19 protein-coding genes and 1 tRNA gene are annotated in these 20,756 nt (G+C 63.8%); 11 read left to right on the top strand and 9 right to left on the bottom strand.

From position 1 onward, the window contains the following. Positions 1 to 74 precede the first annotated feature (74 nt). The 6 genes from FJ430_RS04180 (at position 75) to FJ430_RS04205 (ending at position 6,444) form a co-directional block, all read left to right on the top strand. Positions 75 to 1,997: an ABC transporter ATP-binding protein gene (locus tag FJ430_RS04180; protein ID WP_226892074.1), complete on the top strand. Its 1,923-nt coding sequence runs from the start codon at positions 75 to 77 to the stop codon at positions 1,995 to 1,997. Then, complete coding sequence (gene dapB / locus FJ430_RS04185; protein WP_140711209.1) at positions 1,994 to 2,815, top strand: 4-hydroxy-tetrahydrodipicolinate reductase; 822 nt, start codon at positions 1,994 to 1,996, stop codon at positions 2,813 to 2,815. Before FJ430_RS04180 ends, dapB begins: the two co-directional genes overlap by 4 nt. Positions 2,816 to 2,845: 30 nt before the next feature. Further along, complete coding sequence (locus FJ430_RS04190; RefSeq protein WP_140711208.1) at positions 2,846 to 3,466, top strand: 2,3-bisphosphoglycerate-dependent phosphoglycerate mutase; 621 nt, start codon at positions 2,846 to 2,848, stop codon at positions 3,464 to 3,466. 140 nt (positions 3,467 to 3,606) lie between these two features. After that, positions 3,607 to 3,691 (top strand) — tRNA-Leu (locus FJ430_RS04195). A 774-nt stretch (positions 3,692 to 4,465) separates the two neighbouring features. Then, positions 4,466 to 6,139, top strand: coding sequence for an FAD-dependent oxidoreductase (locus FJ430_RS04200; protein ID WP_140711207.1), 1,674 nt, complete (start codon positions 4,466 to 4,468; stop codon positions 6,137 to 6,139). Further along, on the top strand, positions 6,139 to 6,444 hold the full coding sequence (locus tag FJ430_RS04205) for a UBP-type zinc finger domain-containing protein (RefSeq protein ID WP_140681002.1): 306 nt from the start codon (positions 6,139 to 6,141) through the stop codon (positions 6,442 to 6,444). Before FJ430_RS04200 ends, FJ430_RS04205 begins: the two co-directional genes overlap by 1 nt. Positions 6,445 to 6,454: 10 nt before the next feature. On the opposite strand, the gene FJ430_RS04210 is transcribed toward FJ430_RS04205, so the two are convergent. The 9 genes from FJ430_RS04210 to FJ430_RS04250 form a co-directional block, all read right to left on the bottom strand. After that, positions 6,455 to 6,631, bottom strand: coding sequence for a hypothetical protein (locus FJ430_RS04210; RefSeq protein ID WP_140645956.1), 177 nt, complete (start codon positions 6,629 to 6,631; stop codon positions 6,455 to 6,457). Between the two features lie 528 nt (positions 6,632 to 7,159). Then, entirely contained in the window at positions 7,160 to 7,981 is an 822-nt protein-coding gene (locus FJ430_RS04215) for an aspartate/glutamate racemase family protein (protein ID WP_140711206.1), read from the bottom strand. Between the two features lie 39 nt (positions 7,982 to 8,020). Continuing rightward, positions 8,021 to 9,262, bottom strand: coding sequence for a D-amino acid dehydrogenase (locus tag FJ430_RS04220; protein ID WP_140711205.1), 1,242 nt, complete (start codon positions 9,260 to 9,262; stop codon positions 8,021 to 8,023). A 189-nt stretch (positions 9,263 to 9,451) separates the two neighbouring features. Beyond that, positions 9,452 to 10,165: a DUF6977 family protein gene (locus FJ430_RS04225; RefSeq protein ID WP_140711204.1), complete on the bottom strand. Its 714-nt coding sequence runs from the start codon at positions 10,163 to 10,165 to the stop codon at positions 9,452 to 9,454. Next, on the bottom strand, positions 10,166 to 10,675 hold the full coding sequence (locus FJ430_RS04230) for a DarT ssDNA thymidine ADP-ribosyltransferase family protein (protein WP_140711203.1): 510 nt from the start codon (positions 10,673 to 10,675) through the stop codon (positions 10,166 to 10,168). It lies immediately after the preceding gene. 109 nt (positions 10,676 to 10,784) lie between these two features. Next, positions 10,785 to 11,954: a cystathionine gamma-synthase gene (locus FJ430_RS04235; protein ID WP_140711202.1), complete on the bottom strand. Its 1,170-nt coding sequence runs from the start codon at positions 11,952 to 11,954 to the stop codon at positions 10,785 to 10,787. Next, positions 11,951 to 13,387 carry a pyridoxal-phosphate dependent enzyme gene (locus tag FJ430_RS04240; protein ID WP_140711201.1) on the bottom strand — a complete coding sequence of 479 codons (1,437 nt, stop codon included), beginning with the start codon at positions 13,385 to 13,387 and terminating at the stop codon, positions 11,951 to 11,953. The genes FJ430_RS04235 and FJ430_RS04240 overlap by 4 nt, the downstream gene beginning before the upstream one ends. Before the next feature lie 460 nt (positions 13,388 to 13,847). Next, positions 13,848 to 15,188 (bottom strand): FAD/NAD(P)-binding protein, encoded by a 1,341-nt coding sequence (locus FJ430_RS04245; RefSeq protein ID WP_140711200.1) that lies wholly within the window; start codon positions 15,186 to 15,188, stop codon positions 13,848 to 13,850. Positions 15,189 to 15,656: 468 nt separating this feature from the next. Then, complete coding sequence (locus FJ430_RS04250) at positions 15,657 to 15,842, bottom strand: hypothetical protein (RefSeq protein ID WP_140711199.1); 186 nt, start codon at positions 15,840 to 15,842, stop codon at positions 15,657 to 15,659. Between the two features lie 309 nt (positions 15,843 to 16,151). Between FJ430_RS04250 and FJ430_RS04255 the strand changes: the two genes are divergently transcribed. From FJ430_RS04255 to FJ430_RS04275, 5 genes are all read left to right on the top strand, one after another. After that, positions 16,152 to 16,514 carry a septal ring lytic transglycosylase RlpA family protein gene (locus FJ430_RS04255; protein ID WP_095767965.1) on the top strand — a complete coding sequence of 121 codons (363 nt, stop codon included), beginning with the start codon at positions 16,152 to 16,154 and terminating at the stop codon, positions 16,512 to 16,514. Positions 16,515 to 16,851: 337 nt separating this feature from the next. Further along, positions 16,852 to 18,129, top strand: coding sequence for a polyhydroxyalkanoate depolymerase (locus tag FJ430_RS04260; protein ID WP_140711198.1), 1,278 nt, complete (start codon positions 16,852 to 16,854; stop codon positions 18,127 to 18,129). A 189-nt stretch (positions 18,130 to 18,318) separates the two neighbouring features. Continuing rightward, on the top strand, positions 18,319 to 18,936 hold the full coding sequence (locus FJ430_RS04265; RefSeq protein ID WP_140711197.1) for a transglutaminase-like cysteine peptidase: 618 nt from the start codon (positions 18,319 to 18,321) through the stop codon (positions 18,934 to 18,936). Between the two features lie 228 nt (positions 18,937 to 19,164). Further along, complete coding sequence (locus FJ430_RS04270) at positions 19,165 to 19,419, top strand: hypothetical protein (protein WP_140659987.1); 255 nt, start codon at positions 19,165 to 19,167, stop codon at positions 19,417 to 19,419. Between the two features lie 285 nt (positions 19,420 to 19,704). Then, on the top strand, positions 19,705 to 20,631 hold the full coding sequence (locus FJ430_RS04275) for an IS110 family transposase (RefSeq protein ID WP_226892211.1): 927 nt from the start codon (positions 19,705 to 19,707) through the stop codon (positions 20,629 to 20,631). The last annotated feature ends 125 nt before the right edge of the window (positions 20,632 to 20,756 follow it).

Raw genomic sequence — 20,756 nt, forward strand, 5'->3', positions numbered from 1 at the left:
CAGCGTTAGGGCTGGCGATCGGCCGGCGCGACGAAGTTTCGCCATAGGCAAGCCGTAGCCGGGGCGCTAAGAGGATGCCGAAATGCGGCCCATCCGACACGCGGAAAACCACGAAGCGCCCTGATTTGACTGTTCAAACTTCCCTCAAACTGAAAGTCCAGCCCACCGAGGTCAGCGCGGTGCTGCGCCGCATCCTGGCCGAAAACGGCAAGGAATATCGCTGGACCTATGTCGTCGCCGTCGCCTGCCTGCTGATCGTTTCCGGCACCACCGCCTTCACGGCGTGGATCATGGCCCCGATGATCAACCAGATCTTCTACGAACGGCGCAGCGACATGATCGTGTGGATCTGCGCCGGTTTCATGGGCGCCTCCCTGCTGCGCGGCTTCGCCGGCTATGGCCAGGCAGTGGCGCTGGCGACGATCGGCAACAATCTGGTCGCCCGCTACCAGAAGCGCAGCTTCGACCATCTGATGAAGCTCGGCGTCAACTTCTTCAACGAGACCCGTTCCGGCCGGCTGGCGGCACAGGTCAACGAGAATGTCGGCGGCATCCGAGACCTGCTGTCGCTGACGCTAACCTCCATCAGCCGCGACGCGGTCTCGCTCGTCGCCCTTCTCGGCGTGATGATCTACCAGGATCCGGTGCTGTCGCTCAGCTCGCTGCTGATCGGGCCGCCGTTGATCTGGGCCGTCGTCTACATCACCCGCCGCCTGCGCAAGATCAACCGGGAATCCGTGCTGATCAACTCGCGGCTGAACGGATCGGTGCAGGAGGCCACCCAAGGCATCGCCATCGTCAAGGCCTTCACCCTGGAGGACGAGCTGGCGCGCCGCATCGGCATCATGGCCGACACGGCCGAGCAGCGTAACAACAAGATCGCCCGCGTCGCGGAGCGGCTGTCGCCGATTTCCGAAATCCTGGGCGGTCTCGCCATTACCGCCGTGCTTGCCTATTCCGGCTATCGGGCGCTGGTGCTCGGACAGCCGCCGGGCGCCGTGTTTTCCTTCATCACCGCGCTGATCCTGGCCTATGACCCGGCAAGACGCCTGGCCCGGACACAGGTCGGCATGGAACGTGCCCTGGTCAACGCGCGCATGATCTACGAACTGCTCGACCTCGAGCCGAAGCAGGGTGACGCGCCCGACGCGGTCGAGGCGAAGGTCACTACCGGCGAGGTGCGCTTCCACCATGTGACATTCGGCTACAACGCCGACATGCCGGTGCTCAGGGATTTGAGCTTTACCGCCGCCGCCGGCAAGGTGACGGCCGTCGTCGGCGCATCGGGCGCCGGCAAGTCGACGATGGTGGCGCTGCTGCAGCGCTTCTACGACGTCGACGAGGGCTCGATCGAGGTCGACGGCCAGGATATTGCCAAGGTGACCAAGCATTCGCTGCGCCAATCGATCGCCTATGTGGCGCAGGCGCCTTATCTCTTCGAAGGCACGATCCGCGACAACATCCGCTACGGCCGGCTCTCGGCCACCGACGCCGAGATCGAGCAGGCGGCGAAACAAGCGGCGGCCGACGAGTTCATCCGCCAGCAGCCGGAAGGCTACGACACGCCGGTCGGCGAAGGCGGCTCGACCCTTTCCGGCGGCCAGCGCCAGCGCGTCTCGATCGCGCGCGCGATCGTTCGCCAGGCGCCGATCCTCTTGCTCGACGAGGCGACCTCGGCGCTCGACAACGAGGCGGAGGCGCGCGTGCAGGAAGCGCTGACCCATGTCATGGAAGGGCGCACGACGATCGTGATCGCGCACCGGCTGTCGACCGTGGTCAATGCCGACCACATCATCGTGCTGGAAGAGGGGCGGCTGGTCGAGGAAGGCACGCATGCGACGCTGATGGCCGACCCGCACAGCATCTATGCCCGTTTCCACCGGATCCAGGGCAAGAAGGGGTTGGGGCTTGTCGACGACGTCAAGGCAAGCCAGACTTCGGGCCAAACTCCGGCGCCGCGCAGCCGCGCCAAGAAGACCGTCAGGAGAAGCGCATGAGCGAAGCCGGCGATATGGGCCTGGTTGTGGTGGGCGCCGCCGGCCGCATGGGCCAGACGCTGATCCGCGCCATCCACACCATGCCCGGCGTGCGCGTCGCCGCCGCGATCGAGCGGCCGGACTCGGCGCATCTCGGCAAGGATGCCGGCGAGCTCGCCGGCATCGGCATCATCAACGTGCCGATCGCCGACGATCCGCTGCCGGCCTTCGCCAAGGCCGATGGCGTGCTCGATTTCACGGCTCCAAGCGCGAGCGTCGAATTCGCCGGCTATGCCGCGCAGGCGCGCATCGTCCATGTCATCGGCACCACCGGCTGCTCGGCCGACGACAATGCCAGAATCGCCGCCGCCGCGCGCCATGCCACGATCGTCAAATCCGGCAATATGAGCCTCGGCGTCAATCTTCTGACGGCGCTGGTCGAGCAGGCGGCGAAGGCGCTCGACCCCGACGATTTCGACATCGAGATCCTGGAAATGCACCACCGGCACAAGGTCGACGCGCCGTCCGGCACGGCGCTGCTGCTCGGCGAAGCGGCGGCGAAAGGGCGCGGCATCGATCTTGCCGACAACAGCGTGCGGGTGCGCGACGGCCATACCGGCGTGCGCAAGACGGGCTCGATCGGCTTTGCCACGCTGCGCGGCGGCTCCGTCGTCGGCGACCACAGCGTGATCCTTGCCGGCACCGGCGAGCGCATCACGCTTTCCCACCATGCCGAGGACCGGGCGATCTTCGCCCGCGGCGCGGTGAAAGCCGCGCTTTGGGCCCGCGCGAAGAAGCCGGGGCTTTATTCCATGCGGGACGTGCTCGGCCTGAGCTGATCCCTATCCAAACATTCTATAGGAGCTGACATGTCGGGAACTCTCGTGCTCGTGCGCCACGGCCAGAGCGAATGGAACCTAAAGAACCTGTTCACCGGCTGGCGCGACGTCGGGCTGACCGAGCAGGGCACAGCCGAGGCGCATGCCGCCGGCGAGAAGCTCAAGGCGCGCGGCCTGAAGTTCGACATCGCCTACACGTCTGCCCTGAAGCGGGCGCAGGTGACCTGCCAGCACATCCTCGACATCGTCGGCCAGGGCGACCTGAAGACGATCCGCGACCAGGCGCTCAACGAGCGCGACTATGGCGACCTCTCCGGCCTCAACAAGGACGACGCGCGCAAGAAGTGGGGCGAGGAACAGGTGCATATCTGGCGCCGTTCCTACGACATCGCGCCGCCCGGCGGCGAAAGCCTGAAGGACACCGGCGCGCGCGTCTGGCCCTATTACCTGCACGAAGTGCAGCCGCATGTGCTGCGCGGCGAGACGGTGCTGGTCGCCGCGCACGGCAACTCGCTGCGCGCGCTGATCATGGCGCTGGACGGCAAGAGCGGCGAGGAGATCGTCAAGCTCGAGCTCGGCACCGGCGTGCCGATCGTCTACAAGCTCAACGCCGATTCCACCGTGGCGTCGAAGGACGTGCTGGAGGGGTAAGGCAAGCCGGCTCAGGCAATGCGGTCTATTTTTGTTTTGTTGCATGTCGATATCCCAAAACCGCTGGGCACTTTGGGCGACATGCAACGAAAAAAGCGCGTTGACACATATCGTTTGCCCGCTTACATCAGCGCCCACCAGCCCAGATGGCGGAATTGGTAGACGCGCACGGTTCAGGTCCGTGTTCCGCAAGGAGTGGAGGTTCGAGTCCTCTTCTGGGCACCATCCTTCGCTCTTCGAGCTTCGGATGGCAGGCCATCCCGGAGTTCCAAGAGCGAAGGGGTCGCCATTCATCCCGACTGCCAACGGGATGCAAGTCTCAACCTTCGCGATTAGCCGTAAGCTTCCAAACTTCGTCATTCCAGGGCGGAGCAAGGAGCGAAGCGACGCGCGCAGACCCTGGAATCCATGCCGTGACGTCGAGGCGTTGCAGCGGTTACAGAATTCCGCTCCGTTGTACTATATGACCCGCGTCACGGCATGGATTCTCGGGTCAAGCCCGAGAATGACGACATGTGGCCGTTGGCCCAATCTCCCCTTCCGGTCCGTCTCCGAACAAGCCGCTCCAAACCCGGCGACCGGTTTGGTTTTAAGCTGGCCTGCCGACGCTATACGCATGAAGAGCCATGAAGCCGATCCTTCGCTCTTCGAGCTTCGGATGGCAGGCCATCCCGGAGCTCCGAGAGCGAAGGGGTCGCCATTTGATTCCCGACTGCCAACGGGGTGCAAGTCTCAACCTTCGCGATCAGCCGTAAGCTTCCGAACTTCGTCATTCCAGGGGCGGAGCAAGGAGCGAGGCGACGCGCGCAGACCGTGACGTCGAGGCGTTGCAGCGGTTACAGAATTCCGCTCCGTTGCACTATATGACCCGCTTCACGCCATGGATTCTCGGGTCAAGCCCGAGAATGACGACATGTGGCCGTTGGCCCAATCTCCCCTTCCGGCCGGTCCCTCAACAAACCGCTTCAAACCTTGCGACCTCGGCGCTACGCTCCGGCCATGGCCCCTGTTGTCAGCCCGACCATTGCCAACCGCCGCGACCAGATGTTTCCCGTGCTCACCGATGCGGATATCGAGCGCATGCGCCGCTTTGGCGAGGCCACGGCCTATGCCGCCGGCGATCATATCGTGACGGCCGGCACGGTCTCGCCCGGGTTGATCCTCATCCTGTCGGGCAAGGTCGACATCACCCAGGCCGGCGGGATCGGGCCGCGCGAGCCGATCATCACCTACGGCCCCGGCAGCTTCGTCGGCGAGCTGGCGCAGTTGTCGAACCGGCCGTCGCTGGTCAACGCCAAAGCGAAGGGACCGGTAGAGGCGATCGTCATCCCCTCGCAGCGGCTGCGCGACCTGATGGTGCAGGAGGCCAATCTCGGCGAGCGCGTCATGCGGGCGCTGATCCTGCGCCGCGTCGGCCTGCTCGAAAGCGGCGCCAGCGGGCCGGTCGTCATCGGCCCGGCCGGCAATGGCGACGTGCTGCGGCTGCAGGGCTTTTTGCGGCGCAGCGGGCTTCCCCATCGCGCGCTCGATTCCGACACCGACCCTTGCGCGAAAACGCTGATCGAGCGGTTCCATGTCGACCCGCATCATCTGCCGATCGTGCTCTGCCCCAACGGCAAGCTGATGCACAATCCGGGCGAGACCGAGCTCGCCCGCTGCGTCGGCCTGCTGCGGCCGATCGATGCCGAGAAGGTCTATGACGTGGCGATCGTCGGCGCCGGGCCGGCGGGGCTGGCGGCGGCGGTCTATGCCACCTCGGAAGGGCTGTCGACCATCGTGCTCGATTGCCGCGCCTTCGGCGGACAGGCGGGCGCCTCGGCCCGCATCGAAAACTATCTCGGCTTCCCGACCGGGATCACCGGCATGGCGCTGATGGCGCGCGCCTATAACCAGGCGCAGAAATTCGGCGTCGAGATGGTGATCCCCGACGAGGCGAAGCTGCTCGACGACGCCAGCGACGGCGCCCGCTACAGTCTTGCCATCGGCGACGGCGAGAGCGTGCGCACGCGCGCCGTCGTGATCGCCAGCGGCGCGCGCTACCGCCGCCTCGATATCGCCAACCTGGCGCAGTTCGAGGGCACTTCGGTGCATTACTGGGCCTCGCCGATCGAGGCCAGGCTTTGCCAAGACCAGGAAGTGGCGCTGGTCGGCGCTGGCAATTCGGCGGGACAGGCGGCCGTCTATCTGGCGAGCCAGGTGCGCAAGGTGACGCTCTTGGCGCGCCGCGACAGCCTCGACGCCACCATGTCGCGCTATCTCGTCGAGCGCATCGCGGCGCAGCCGAACATCGAGGTGCTGCCCGAGACCGAGGTCGCGGCGCTGGAGGGCCATGACGGCAATCTCGAAGCGCTGCGCTGGCGCAACCGGGCGAGCGGCGAAGAGACGACGCGCGCCATCCACCACCTCTTCCTGTTCATCGGCGCCGATCCGAACACCGACTGGCTGGCGAATTGCAACGTGGCGCTGGATGCGAAGGGTTTCGTGCGCACCGGACCGGAGACGACACCCGGGCACGGGCTGATGGAGACCAGCCGAAGCGGCGTGTTCGCCATCGGCGACGTGCGCTGCGGCTCGACCAAGCGGGTCGCCGCCGCCGTCGGCGAAGGCGCGCAGGTGGTCGCGGCATTGCATGCCTATCTGGCGCGAAACGGCGAATTGGCGAGGAGAGCGTGATGGATGAATGCCGGCATACGAAGGACATCAAAAAGGTCACGCCGAGCGCGCTGGGCTGCGAGGAATGCCTGAAGAGCGGCTCCTGGTGGGTGCATCTGAGACTCTGCCGGACCTGCGGTCATGTCGGCTGCTGCGACGACTCGCCCAACCGCCACGCGACAAAGCATTTCCATGCCACGCAGCATCCGATCATCGAAGGCTACGACCCGCCGGAAGGCTGGGGCTGGTGCTTCGTCGACGAGGTTTTTGTCGACCTCGAGGGCGATACGACGCCGCAGAATGGGCCGATCCCGAAGTTTGTTTGAGGGTACGCTTTCAGCGCACCGAACCCGTCACGGTCTGATCGATGGCGTCGGGCACGGATTTGCGATCGTTGCCGGCGAAGATGCCGATGAGGAGCAGGCTGAGCACGACCGGCACAAACAGGATGGCGACGCGCGCCTGCACGTAAAAGATGGCGCGCCATTCATTTCGCTTTTCGTCGTTCATCATGCTCGCTCTGTGGTGCCTCCCGGCGAGGGGACATAGAGACGAAGCGTTAAACATCTCCTTCCGATTCGGTTAATGCGGGACGATCTGCTGGAATCGCGAAGGGTAGCGCTGGCCCCCGCTCCGTCTCGGCGCTACGCGCCGAGCCACCTCTCCCCCGCCTTTGGCGGGGGCGAGGAACCCTAGCTTGCGAAGGGCCGCGGCTTCGGCATGCGTTGGAGATTGGCCGAAACGCCCATCGCGATCGTCATCCACGGGCGGAGCGGGAGCGAAGCGGACGCGCGAACCGGGTATCCATTCCGTGACTTCCGAGCGCCGCTGCGGTGCAGACTCCTGCTCCGCTGCAGTCCACGGCTCAGGTCACGGAATGGATTCCAGGGTCTGCGCGACGCCGCTTCGCGGCTGCTCCGCCCTGGAATGACGAGGCTGAGGGGCTTCGGCTAATGCCCAGTGTTTGCACCAATTTCACACGGTGAAAGCCCTTCGGCAAACGGCGACTTTTCAAAATTCCTGTGTCGAGAAAACCAACGCTCAAACGGTTTTCAGCGCAAACAACCGGCCGCCGGCCGGCACGACGTCGTCGATGCCGGCAAGCCGCAGGCAGTGCCAGGCCATGGCGTGATTGGAGGACGTGACGGGAATGCCGATGCGCCGCTCCAGATCGGCGACCGCCTCGGCGACGCGCAGGCTGGTGCAGGAGATGAAGATCGCCTCCACCCCCGGCACTTCAGCCATGCGTTCGGCCGCCGCCTCGATCGAGGCGAGCGAGATGCGGGCCGCCTCGCGGTCGTCACGGCGGTCGAAGGTGGCGACGGCCGCGATGTCGAGGCCGCGTCCGGTGAAATAGCGGACCAGGCCCTGGTTGATCTCGGGCGCATAGGGCGTCAGCAGACCGATGCCCTTGGCACCCAATGCTTTGAAGGCGGCCAAGGCGCCGGTGACCGGCGTGGTGCAGGCGACGCCCTGCCGCGCCTTCCTGATCTCGGCGAAGACGGCTTCCTCGCCGAGCGTCATGGTGGCCGAGGTGCAGCCGAAGCCGACGACGTCGAGCGGGATGCTGGGCAGGATGAGGTCGACGGTGGGCGCGATGCGCGGGCCCATGGCGCGCAGCGTTTCCGGCGTGATGTCGTTGTCGTTGAACAGACGCGCCTCGTAGAAGGCGACGCCCGGAATGCGCACCAGCGCGCGGAATTCATGCTCCAGCGTCTGATCGGTGGCGAGGATCGCCAGCCCGATCGCCGCGCGTGAGGCGAGGCCGCCGTCGATCTCCGATGGCAGCACACCCAGATCGACTGGCATGGGACCGACAGGCCCTGAAGCGGCAAGCGGCGCGGCGGCGAGATCGGCGGACATGGCGTTCCCTTTCTTGTCGGAGCGGGATCGATCCCGCTCTCAGTTCAAAAGTCCATCCATCGAAATGGCCGGCTTGCGGCCGGCGATCAGGTCGGCGGTGATGCGGGCCGAGCCATGCGACATGGTCCAGCCGATATGGCCGTGCCCGGTGTTGAGATAGAGGTTGCGCAGGCGCCGCTGGCCGAATTCGGGCAAATTGTTGGGCGTCATGGGCCGCAAGCCCGCCCACATCTCGGCGCGGTCGTAGTCGGCGCCTTCGGGATAAAGCTCCGCGGTCACGCCCTTCATGAAGGCGAAATCGGCCGGCTTGTGGCTGGTGTCGTAGCCGGCGAACTCGGCGGTGGCGGTGACGCGCAGCCGGTCACCGAAGCGCGACACGGCGACCAGGTTGTGCTCGTCGATGGCGGCGATGGTCGGCGGCGCCGGGCGGTTGCCGACCGGAATGGTCAGCGAATAGCCCTTGATCGGGTAGATCGGCAGGCTGATGCCTACCGTGCTGGCGATCAGCGGACTGTAGGAGCCGAGCGCCAGCACATAGGCGTCGCCCTTGACCGCGCCCTTGTCGGTCGTCACCTGGACTACGCCGTCGCCGGATGTCTCGATGCCGGTGATGGTGGTGCCGGTGCGGATCTCGCCGCCGCGCTCGGCCACCTTGGCGGCAAGCGCGCGGGTGAATTTCGCCGGGTCGCCGGTCTCGTCGGTCGGGCAATGGATGCCACCGGCGATTTTTTCCCTGGCCGAAGCCAGCGACGGATCGAGCGCGACGATGGCGTCGCGATCGAGCACCTTGATCAGCTGGCCGTCGGATTCGAGCAGCCGCATATGCTCGACGCCTTTGTCGAGCGCCTGCTGGCTGCGATAGAAATAAAGGATGCCGCGATCGTTGCGGTCGTATTCGATCGCCTCGTCGGCGACGACCTCTTGCAGGACCGATTGCGAATAGACGGCCAGCCGATGCTTGAGCAGCGTGTTACGCTTGGCCTTTTCCGCCGTGCATTCCATCAGGAACAGCCAGGACCAAGAGTAGAGTCGGGGGTCGGCAGAAAGCCTGAAGCGCAGCGCCTGGTCCTTCAGCACCAGCGATTTCAAGAGGATCATCGGCGCCTTGGGCGAGGACCAGACGAAGGAGTGCCCCGGCGCGATCATGCCGGCATTGCCCCAGCTCGTCTCGGCGGCGACCTGAGGCTGGCGCTCGAGGATGACGACCTCGTGCCCGTCCTTCTGCAGCTGATAAGCGGTGGTGACGCCGACAACGCCGCCACCCAACACGGTCACGCGCATCACGCCTCCGGAGATCGCAAGCTGGGGGCAGTTTAGAGGGGAATCGGGATTTGCAAAGGCTGGTTGGTTGGGCCAGCGCTGTGCAGCGAAGGCCAGCTAACCAACCAAACCTCAAATGCCGCAGTGCCTGTCCAAATTTTGTCGGGGCGCTGCTTCAGCGGCCACGCTGCCGCTTTTCATACCGCTTGTTTACCCGACCCTAAGTCTGGCTTGCTTCAAATGAGGTTGATGCTCAGTCGGCCGAAGCGAATGAGCAGCCATCGCAGCGATGAAACCCTCGGGCGTTTTCAGGTAGCGCTCCAGCTTGTTCTCCCTCATTAGCACTACGAATAAAGCGCACGTTTTCGCCTGACAATTGACCGATTTGCTAGGGTTGAACTCTATGTCCGTGAACCCGGCATACCGCATTTCGCCGTCCACTCGATTTTTGAGCCATACACGGTGCGGGAAGATGGCGTTGAGATAGAGCCAATCGTAGAACACGGTCGTAGGTTCCAATGGGAAATCGAAGCCGTCGAATTTGAAACCCACCAGCGCGCCGGACTCGCGAAGTCGCGGATCGCGCTTAGCATTGCGTGGCTCGACCTCGTACAGATCGGTGTACGGCCCGCCGCGCTCGAATACCTTACTTCCCTGAAAGGCGTTCTCCAGGGGCATCTCGCCGACGCTGGTCATCACGCGCAGATGAAAAGCGCTAAGATGGCGGCCGGCTACTTCATCAGACTTGCTAGACACTTCTAGCAACGGCGCGTATCCAGCTTTCTTGGCGGCCTCGTGCAATGACCGGATATTCTTCTTTTTTTGAATTTCAGCGAAGCCACCAGCCCACGGAATTTCGAAATCCAATTGCCTGACGTAGCCTTCCTGCTCGGTCGCAGGAATAAAGACTGGTCTCTCAGCCATTTAAATGTTCCTTATTAAGCCGAGCGAAATGACATGGGGGACCAACACCTCATATTTCTCCGCCTGTGTGAGACGTGCCTTAATTGTCGGGTCCTTCCAGTCTGTGCGAGTGTAAAGTACCTCGAAATCGATTAGCGGGTCAGCCTCTCCGATGGGAACCGATTCGACGCCAGCTTTGTTCGCAACATCGTTGGTGAAACGGACACCCGTGAACTGCATCACCGAGGGGTGTATTTGCAGAAAGATCGTGTCCGTGATCCTGCCACCCTGCCTGGCAACGTACTCCATTGGATGGGTACTGCGAAAGCAAAGGTGGACGTAGTTGCCCATTCCCTTCAACGCGTCCGCGTCTCGGCTCCATTCATTGCCGCCCGGTGCCGGAACCTTAACCTTCTTCTGGTCAAGCTGTGCGAGTGGATAGAGTCCTCCCATTTCTTTAATCATCGGGAGGTTCCTTCGATCAGTGAAGTGATAGAGCAGCGGTACCTTTTCAAGAGTGTCGATTGCCATGTTTCCCCCCCATTGCCGGCCGGTAGCGGCCTCGCCCAAGGATGGAAACTTATGGCAGTTGCCGATCCAATACTATGGTCTGAGCTAAGGTGCTCTAGGCGTTCTACCACTATCCTCCCAACGCCTGATCCAGGTCCGCGACCAGATCATCGCCGTCCTCGATGCCGCAGGACAGCCGCACCAGCGAATCCGATATCCCGATGGCGCCGCGCTTTTCCGCCGGGATCGAGCCATGCGTCATCAGCGCCGGGTGCTCGATCAGGCTCTCGACGCCGCCCAGGCTTTCGGCGAGCGTGAAGAGCTGCGTGCGTTCGAGGAAGCGTTTGGTGCCGGCCAGGTCGCGGTCGAGGTCGACCGAGATCATGCCGCCAAAGGCATGCATCTGCTGGACGGCGATGGAGTGCTGCGGGTGGCTGGCGAGGCCGGGATAGATGACCCGGCGGATATCTTTTCGCGTTTCCAGCCATTGCGCTATTTTCAGGCCGTTGGCCGAGTGACGCTCCATCCTGAGCGCCAGGGTCTTGATGCCGCGCAAGGCCAGAAAGCTGTCGAACGGGCCGGAGATGGCGCCGATGGCGTTCTGCAGGAATTTCAGCTGGTCGGCGAGATCCTTGTTGTCGCCGACCACCGCCACGCCGCCGACCATGTCGGAATGGCCGTTCAAATATTTCGTCGTGGAATGCACGACGATGTCGATGCCGAGCTCCAGCGGACGCTGGATATAGGGGCTGCAAAACGTGTTGTCGGCGATGGTGAGCAGGCCTTTGCGCTTCGCCAGCGCCGCCACCGCTTCGAGATCCACGATGCGCAGCAGCGGGTTGGTCGGCGTCTCGACCCAGAGCAGCTTGGTCTCCGGACGGATCGCCGCCTCGACCGCGGCAAGGTCGGTGAAATCGGCAAAGCTCACCTGCAGGCCTGCCGAGCGCTTGCGCACCCGCTCCATCAGGCGGAAGGAGCCGCCATAGATGTCGTCGGTGGCGACGATATGGGCGCCGGAATCGAGGAGCTCCAGCACGGTGCCGATCGCGGCCAGGCCGGAGGCGAAGGCGAAAGCCTTGCTGCCGCTCTCGAGGTCGGCGACCGCGCGCTCGAAGGCGAAGCGCGTCGGGTTCTGGCTGCGGGCGTACTCAAAACCCTTGTGCACCCCGGGCGACTGCTGGCCGTAAGTGGAGGTGGCGTAGATCGGCACCATCACCGCGCCGGTCAGCGGATCATGGCTCTGGCCGCCATGAATGGCGCGGGTGGAAAAGGCCAGGCGGTTCTTGCCGGTCGAGGTCATTTTGCGCGGCGCCTCAGATGGTTGATCAGGTCGATACGGGTTATCAGGCCGATGAACTCTTCGCCATCGAAGACGATGGCGACCTCGTTGCGGTCGAAGACCGGCAGCAGCGTGTCGAGCGTCTGGCTGGCCTGCAGCGTGTGCAGGTTGGAGGTCATGGCCGATCGCACCGGGCCGTTGAAGCGGTCCCAGCGACCGTCATAGGGGCCGTCGACCTTGGCTAAAATATCGCTCTCGTCGACGATGCCGACCAGCCTGCCTTCGTCCAGCACCGGCAGCTGCGAGACGTCGGAGCGGCGCATGCGGCCATAAGCGTTGAGCAGGGTTTCTTCCGGACCAACGGTCACAATGTCGCCGGTGCGCGGCGAGCGCATGACCAGGTCGCGCAAATCGCCATGCTGTTCCTGGTCGGCGAGGCCCTGCTCGGCCAGCCAGATGTCGTCGAAGACTTTCGACAGGTATTTGTTGCCGCTATCGCAGACGAAGGTGGCGACTCGCTTCGGCACCGTCTGCTCGCGGCAGTAGCGAAGTGCCGCCGACAACAGCGTGCCGGAGGACGAGCCGGCCAGGATGCCTTCGCGCGACAACAGATCGCGCACCGCCAGCATGCTTTGTTTGTCGGGAATGGAATAGGCCTTTTTCACCAGCGACAGGTCGGCATTGGGCGGCACGAAATCCTCACCGATGCCTTCGACCGTCCAGCTTCCGGCCTCTTCCATCTTGCCGGTCTTGATCAGCGGCGCCAGCACCGATCCAACCGGATCGGCGAGCACCATCTCGGTCTTCGGCGAGTGTTTCGCAAAATAGCGGCCGAGGCCGGTCAGCGTGCCGCCGGAGCCGACGCCGACGACCACCGCGTCGACGTCGCCTTCGAGCTGCGAAAGGATTTCCGGTCCGGTCGTCGTCTCATGCGCCAGCGGATTGGCGGGATTGGCGAACTGGTTGGCATAGAAGGCGCCGGGCAGTTCGGCGGCGATCTTCTCGGCCATGTCCTGGTAATATTCGGGATGGCCCTTGCCGACGTCGGAGCGGGTCATGCGCACCTCGGCGCCGAGCGCGCGCAGATGCTGGATTTTTTCGCGCGACATCTTGTCGGGCACGACGAGGACGATGCGGTAGCCTTTCGGGATGCCGACCTGGGCAAGGCCGAGGCCGGTGTTGCCGGCGGTCGCTTCGACGATGGTGCCGCCACGCTTCAGCACGCCCGATTTCTCGGCCGCCGCGATCATCGACAGCGCGATGCGGTCCTTGATCGAGCCGCCGGGATTCTGGCTTTCGAGCTTGATGAACAGCCGGCACTTGCCGGTGTCGAATTTGGTCAGCTCGACGACCGGCGTCTGGCCGATCAGGTCGAGCACTGAGGCATAAGGCGGACGCAATCTCGACAGATTGGCGTCCACGCCGCCGGCCGCCGGTTGTCTCTGCTCGCTCATCTCAGATGCTCCATGAAAGCAGTTCGATGCGGGTGCTCGCAATCTTGCGCGCATCCTTGTTGGATCATGATCTTTTCCAAAAACCGGTTCCCACTTTTTGGGATCATGCTCTAGCCGCCGGAATCCATTCCGGTTCGCGGATCGCGCGAACCGTCTTTTCAAGCCCTTTTCGTCTGGAAAGAAGATAGATCGTGCCAATCCCGCGGCGAGTGGGGGAATGGAATTTCACGGGGTGCGCGCTCTATCGCCTCTCCTGTTGAACTTGGCGGGACAGCGCCCCCCTCTGTCCTGCCGGACATCTCCCCCACTTGGGGGGAGATCAGCAGCTCCGCCCGCAGCGTCTTCTTCTGCAATGTCGGCGATTGGCGAAAGCCGAGGCGACAGCCAATCTCCCCACTTGTGGGGGAGATGGCCGGCAGGCCAGAGGGGGGCGCCGTAGAGCGCCGACCTCGGCAGAAATTCACCCCAGCAATTGCTTGCTCAGCTTCGCGCATTGCACGCGGATGTCGGGAATGGCGTCGATCTCGAAGAAGGTGCCGCGTGTCAGCGGCCCGACGGCGAGCAGCTTCGACGACACCGTGCCGTCGGCCGCGATCAGCTCGCATTTGGCGGTGACATCGAGGCCGAGGCGCAGCGGATCGGGCCGCGCCACGCCGCGCTCGACCAGCGAGCGCACGACGCCGTTCGACGTTCTCGAAATATCGCGGGCGATGCCCATGCAATCATAGATGCGGGCGACATCCAGGGTCTCGACATCCTGCGTGCCGCGCGGCTGGATTTTCACGGCGAAGCCACCGTTCGCCTCGACGTTCACGACCCTTCCGGCGACGAGGCGGATGCGGCCCGACCTGACCGCCTCGGTGACGCGCGCGTAGATTTCCGGCGCCATGCGGTGGCGGTGGATGTCCCACCAGGCCTTGGTGTGCTCGACGAAGCGGCGTTTGGCCGAGGATGGCCAATTCTGCCAGATCGTCTGGTTGAACGGCCTCAGGCCATCGACGACGTCGCGCCAGTCGCCGCCGGCCTTCTGGGTCTCGCGGATCAGATTGCGGAACCAGCCGACGAAATAGGAAAGCTCCGTGCCGAGCGGAATGTCGGCGATATCGAGCTTGATCGGATTGCCCTTGCGGTGCGGCGACGGCAGCAGCCCGCGCCGCGACACCGCGACGATGGCGCCGCGATGGCCGCGCTGTTCCAGCGAGAGAAACGCGTCGACCATGCTCAGGCCGGTGCCGAGCAGCAGCACCTGGGCTTGCGGATCGAGCGTGGTGTCGGCCTCCGTCCCCATCCGGACGGCGTGGCCCTGGAAGGCGCCGGGCTGCTCGTCGTGACCGGTGGCCAGGACGGCAAGATGCGCGACGACGCTGGTGCCGTTGGCCAAGGCCACCTCGACGCCCGACGCGGTCGGCGCGATCGACAGGCTCTCCTCGCGGATCAGCCTGAGCCGGCCGGTGTCGCGCTCGCGCTCCACGAGGCCGTCGAGCAATTCCTGCAGATAGCGGGCATAGAGGCTGCGCGGCGCATAGAACGGCCCCTGGTCCGGCCTGGCGAGGCCGCGTTCCAGCACCCAGCGCGCGAAATGCGTCGGGTCGTCGGCATAGCCGCTCATGCCGGAGGCGTTGACGTTGAGCACATGCGCCGAAAGCAGCGTCGAATAGGCCATGCCCTGGCCGAAATGCGGCCGCTTCTCGATCAAGGTGACGCGCAGGTCCGGATTGGGCGATTTCAACAGATGCGCGGCCAGCACGACGCCGCTGGCGCCGCCGCCGACAATAATGATGGAATTGGCGCGTCCAACCATGACTGCTCGCCGAAACGGAGCGATCAGCGCGCCGCGAACGGCCTTGGCCGCAAGCCACGAACGATCGCCGGAACGGGCTTTTGAAGGTCGCGCATCGTTCTCTCACTCCCAATGTTGATAAGATTACTATACTAACCGAGCCGGGCACGAAACCAGAGTTCCAATTGCCGCGCCTTTTGAAGCACGAATTTGCCCGGATGGCGTGACAGAAGGATTTTCGTTCGATCGGCGTCCGGCACCTTGCGCGCCTTCGTCATTCCAGGGCGGAGCGACGCGGGAGCGGAGCGTAGACCTCAGAATGACGACACGAGAGACGCTCAGCCAACGCGCAAGGGTGGTGCTTGCCGGCGAACCCGACCGCTTGCCGCCGCGCGGCGAGAGCTTCTACCGGGCCTGGCAGGTACCGGTCGCAAGGATCGGGTCGCAGACTAACCTTTGTCGCCAGCCGTCTCCGCGCGGCCGGCAAGGTCAGATGCGCGAGCGGTTCGCCCAGCGCAGCCCGACCACGCCGACCAGCATGGTGACGAGGCCGATATAGAGCCATTGCGTCTGGCCGGTCATGAAGCTGCCCGTGACGAGGCCGAGACCTTGCAGCGACCACAGCGCACCCAACCCCAGCACAATCAGCGCCAGCACAAACCTGATCAATCGCATCGGCTTGACCCTCTCCGGAAGTCGATCCTGAACGGCAATGGGGACGCAACAAAAGACGCGGAGGAACCGAAGCAGTTCCGTTCCTCTGTACTTGCATCCTGACGACCGATGTTGGCCGGAACGATCCGGATATCGGTCCGATATTCATTGAGAATACGCCTTCCCGGTGCCGGAAATATCATGACAAACTGTTTCGCGGCGACTCCAAACGTGTGCCGTCGCCATGGAACCGCCAGATCAATGCCGCATTTCCCGCCTCATTCGGCACATATCGGCGGGGCCTACCTCTAACGGAGCCACCCCCAAAGCATGAAGAAAACCAACCAGACCGCGCTTGTCGCGGTAACGATCGCGGCTGGCCTGATGGCCGGCGCCTCTTCCGCCTCCTCCGCCGCCGCGCAGTGCGGCCGCGCTTCCTGGTATGCGCTGCATTCCAGAACCGCCTCGGGGGAACGCATGAACCCCTCGGCACTGACTGCCGCCCATCGCTCCTTGCCCTTCGGCACCAAGCTCAGGGTCACCAACAAGAACAACGGCCGCAGCGTCGTCGTGCGCATCAACGATCGCGGTCCGTTCGTGAAGGGACGCATGCTCGATCTCTCCCGCGGCGCCGCCGGCCAGCTGGGCTTCATCGGTTCGGGCCATACCGCCGTCTGCATGGCGCGCGTCTGAGCTTTGTTTTGATGCATGTCGTTGCCCCAAAACCGCTGCACACTTTAGGGCGACATGCATTGTCCGTCGGACCATGATCCAATGCGGACCAAGTGGTTCGGGATCATGGGCGGTGTCCGGCATGAGGGCCGGACACATATCCTTCACATTTCCGCAGCGCACATTGAGCCGGCTCGCCCGCTCAAGCCCGATTTTCAACAGGTTGAACCAAAGAAGCATTCGTCAGACAAAATGACGTATTGCATCGCAAAAATATCTTGTTAGCCTCGCCAGGAGACATTCAAGGCTCGGCGCTGTCCGTCGTCCTTTTGGTCGTTGGACGGCAGCGGGGTTCGCGATGTTCTACCAGCTCTATGAAATGAACCATGCGGCGCTGCAGCCGGCTCGCCTCTATGCCGACGCGGTACGGCTCTTCTACTCCAACCCGCTCAATCCGATTTCCCACACCCCCTTCGGCCGCTCGGTCGCGGCGACCGCGGAGCTCTTCGAGCGGACCACCCGCCGCTACGGCAAGCCGCAATTCGGCCTGGACAAGACCGTGGTCGACTGGAAAAGCGTCGCCGTCGCGGAAAAGACGGTCTGGTCGAAGCCGTTCTGCAACCTGATCCGTTTCGAGCGCGCGCTGCCCGCCGGCCGCAAGCCGGACCCCAAGCTTTTGATCGTGGCGCCGATGTCTGGCCATTACGCGACGCTGCTGCGCGGCACGGTCGAGGCGATGCTGCCCTATGCCGACGTGCACATCACCGACTGGGTCGATGCCCGAATGGTACCGGCGGCGCAAGGCAGCTTCGATCTCGACGACTACATCGACTATGTCATCGAGATGTTCCACGCGCTCGGCCCCGACACGCATGTGATGGCCGTGTGCCAGCCTTCGGTGCCGGTGCTGGCGGCGGTGGCGCTGATGGAAAAGCGCGGCGATCCCTTCGTGCCCGCCACCATGACGTTGATGGGCGGCCCGGTCGACACGCGCCGCAACCCGACCGCGGTCAATCTTCTGGCCAAGGAAAAGGGCATCGACTGGTTCCGCGACAATGTCGTGATGCAGGCGCCCTGGCCGGTGCCGGGCTTCGGCCGCCTGGTCTATCCGGGCTTCCTGCAGCTCTCGGGCTTCATGAGCATGAATCTCGACCGCCACATCATCGCGCACAAGGATTTCTTCATGCACCTTGTGAAGCATGACGGCGACAGCGCCGAAAAGCACCGCGACTTCTATGACGAATATCTGGCGGTGATGGACCTGACGGCGGAATTCTACCTGCAGACGGTCGACACCGTGTTCGTGCGCCATGCTCTGCCGAAAGGCGAGATGACGCATCGCGGCGAGCCGGTCGATCCGAAGGCGATCCGCAACGTGGCGCTGCTCACCATCGAGGGCGAAAACGACGACATTTCCGGGCTCGGCCAGACCCAGGCCGCGCATGATCTGTGTGTCAACATTCCCGCCGACAAGCATGTCCATTACATGCAGCCGGCCGTCGGCCATTACGGCGTCTTCAACGGCTCGCGCTTCCGCTCCGAGATCGTGCCGCGCATCGCCGACTTCATCTCCAGCTATGGCCGCCAGCAGCGGGTGGCGGTGAGGCCGAAGCTGGTCCGTTCAGCCAAAAGCTGAACGCCGGAGCCCGGATCAGCCCTGCCGCCGCCCGGCGGCCGGCCGTGTTGCGCCCACGCCTCTGTTGCGAAAGTGCCGCTACGGGATCGTCCAGGTAACCATGCCGTCAAACTGGCCGTCGTCTCCAATTGACACGGACTGTAAATCGCCTTTAACGTTTCGTTAATAAAGAACAGGGCGGCGGGGACAATGACTTCCTCAGCGATGACGCGGATTCTGCGTTTGTGTGGGGTCGCAGGGCTGACGATCTCTGCGCATTGGGCCGTGCCTGCCTGGGCGGCGGGCGCGATGGCCACGGGCGGGCTGACCTCGCAGCCGATCGGCCACTATGATTTCTGCAAATCGCATCCGAACGAATGCAACATCCGCCCGGCCAATCTCGATCCGGCCAGGATGACCGACGGTCTGTGGCGCCGGCTGACCAGCGTGAGCGCCAAGGTCAACGCCGCCGTCAAGCCGTTGAGCGATCTCGATCACTACGGCAAGGACGAAGTCTGGGCCTATCCGGACGACGGCTATGGCGACTGCGAGGACTATGTGCTGGAAAAGCGTCGCCAGCTCTACCGCATGGGCATGTCGCTCGCCGATCTTCTGATCACCGTCGTACGCAAGCAGGACGGGGAAGGCCATTCGGTGCTGACGGTGCGCACCGACAAGGGCGACTACGTGCTCGACAACCTGACCGACAAGGTCAAAGCCTGGGACGCGACCGGCTACCGCTTCCTCAAGCGCCAGGCGATCGACAACACCGGACGCTGGGTCTCGATCCGCGACGGCCAGGCGGTGCTGGTCGGCTCGGTGCAGTAGGCGCCAACTTCGGTTTCGTCATATTGTAGGGCGAAGCCAGAGCGCAGCGATGCGCCGCGGTCCCGGCCGCCAAACTACCCTATCCTCCTCAAACCATTCTATGGTCTGCGCCGCGTCGCTTCGCTCCCGCTCCGCCCGTGGATGACGAAGTCTCACAGCTCCATGAACCATTTCCTCCCGGACGGCGACACACGGCCGTGGACGGAAACCAAACCATGGAGAATTCAAATGACTGCTTTTCTGCGGAACACCCTGCTTGCCGCCGTCGCGGTATCGGCCCTGACCGGATCGGCCCTGGCGGACGAGACTGTCAAAAGCTGCGCCAAGACCAACTTCAATGATTTGTGGAGCGGTCGCTGCTGCAGCGTCGGTTCCGCGAACTGCCCGGGCGGCGGCAATGGCCGTGATCATCAGGGCCATCAAGGCAATGGCGGCCGGGGCAGCACCAATGGCGGCAGCACGAACGGCGCCGGCAAGCTCTAATTTAGAGGTGAGGGCTTTCCACAGCGTCGCACATGGAAGCCTTGGCTTCGCGCCTTCGTCATTCCAGGGCGGAGCAAGGAGCGAAGCGACGCAGCGCAGACCATAGAATCCTGTGTGTTGGTTCTGGTGTATGGTTTGAAGTGGGAAGGAGACCGAATGAATCCTGGTCGTCCTTTCGGACAGGCCGTGGCATGGCCCGGTCCCTTCCCACCGGTGAACCATCAACCTGAACAGTTGCACGGGGCTGTTCTAAGCAGACCCCGCACCACAGGAAGAGGCGTGGACATGATAGCCCAGAACTATGTCGGCTGCGACATCTCAAAGCAGTGGCTCGATTTTTTTGATGAGACAAGTGGCCGTCTTCGGCGCATCGACAACCAGGCCGACGCGATCGCGGCGTATGTGGCGGGCCTTGATCCCAGTCGGGACTTCGTCGTCATGGAGGCGACGGGCGTCCATGACCGGCTTCTGCGCCATGCGCTGGCCAAGGCCGGCGTGCCGTTCTCGCGGCACAACCCAGCGCATACCCACCACTATGCGAAGTCGACGAGACGGCGGGCCAAGACCGATCCTCTCGACGCCAGGATGCTGAGCGACTACGGCCGTCGCTATCAGCCTGAGGCCGAGCCGGCGCCGCGCGAAGAAGTCGAGCGGCTTCAATCGCTTGCCCGCTACCGCGATCAACTGGTCGAGATGCGGGCAACGGCGAAGAAGCACCTCGCCGAGGCCTTCAATGAGATCGTCATTGCCGATCTGGAAGAAACGATCGCCTACCTCGACACGCGCATCAAGGCGATCGAGAGCCAGATTGCCGAAGTCATTCGTCAAGCCGAGGACACCGCCCGCGATTACACGCTCATGGTCTCCGTGCCCGGTGTCTCCAAGGTCGGCGCATTCTCGCTGCTGGCGCTTCTGCCCGAGCTCGGCCAGCGCTCACCCAAGGCGATCGCGGCACTGGTCGGCCTGGCCCCGTTCGACAACAAAAGCGGCAAGCTCAACCGCAGGAGCCAGATCCAGGGCGGGCGATCACGCGTGCGCCGCGCTCTCTACATGGCAGCCCTCACCGCCATTCGAACCTGTGAGCGCTTCAAGACCTTCTACAGCGCACTTGCTGCCCGCTCCGGCTCCAAGAAGCTCGCCATCATCGCCGTCGCAAGGAAGCTCCTGGTCGTCCTCAACGCCATCATGCGCGACAAAACCGCATTCGCATGAACACAGTTGCCATTCCGTGACCTAAGAGCGTCGCGGCGGTGCAGAAAAACCTCTGTTCTGCACCGCCTTTACCCTTCGCGCGAGGTCACGGAATGGATCCTCGGGTCTCCGCGTCCGCTTCGCTC

Source organism: Mesorhizobium sp. B2-8-5, assembly GCF_006440675.2.
Classification (GTDB): domain Bacteria; phylum Pseudomonadota; class Alphaproteobacteria; order Rhizobiales; family Rhizobiaceae; genus Mesorhizobium.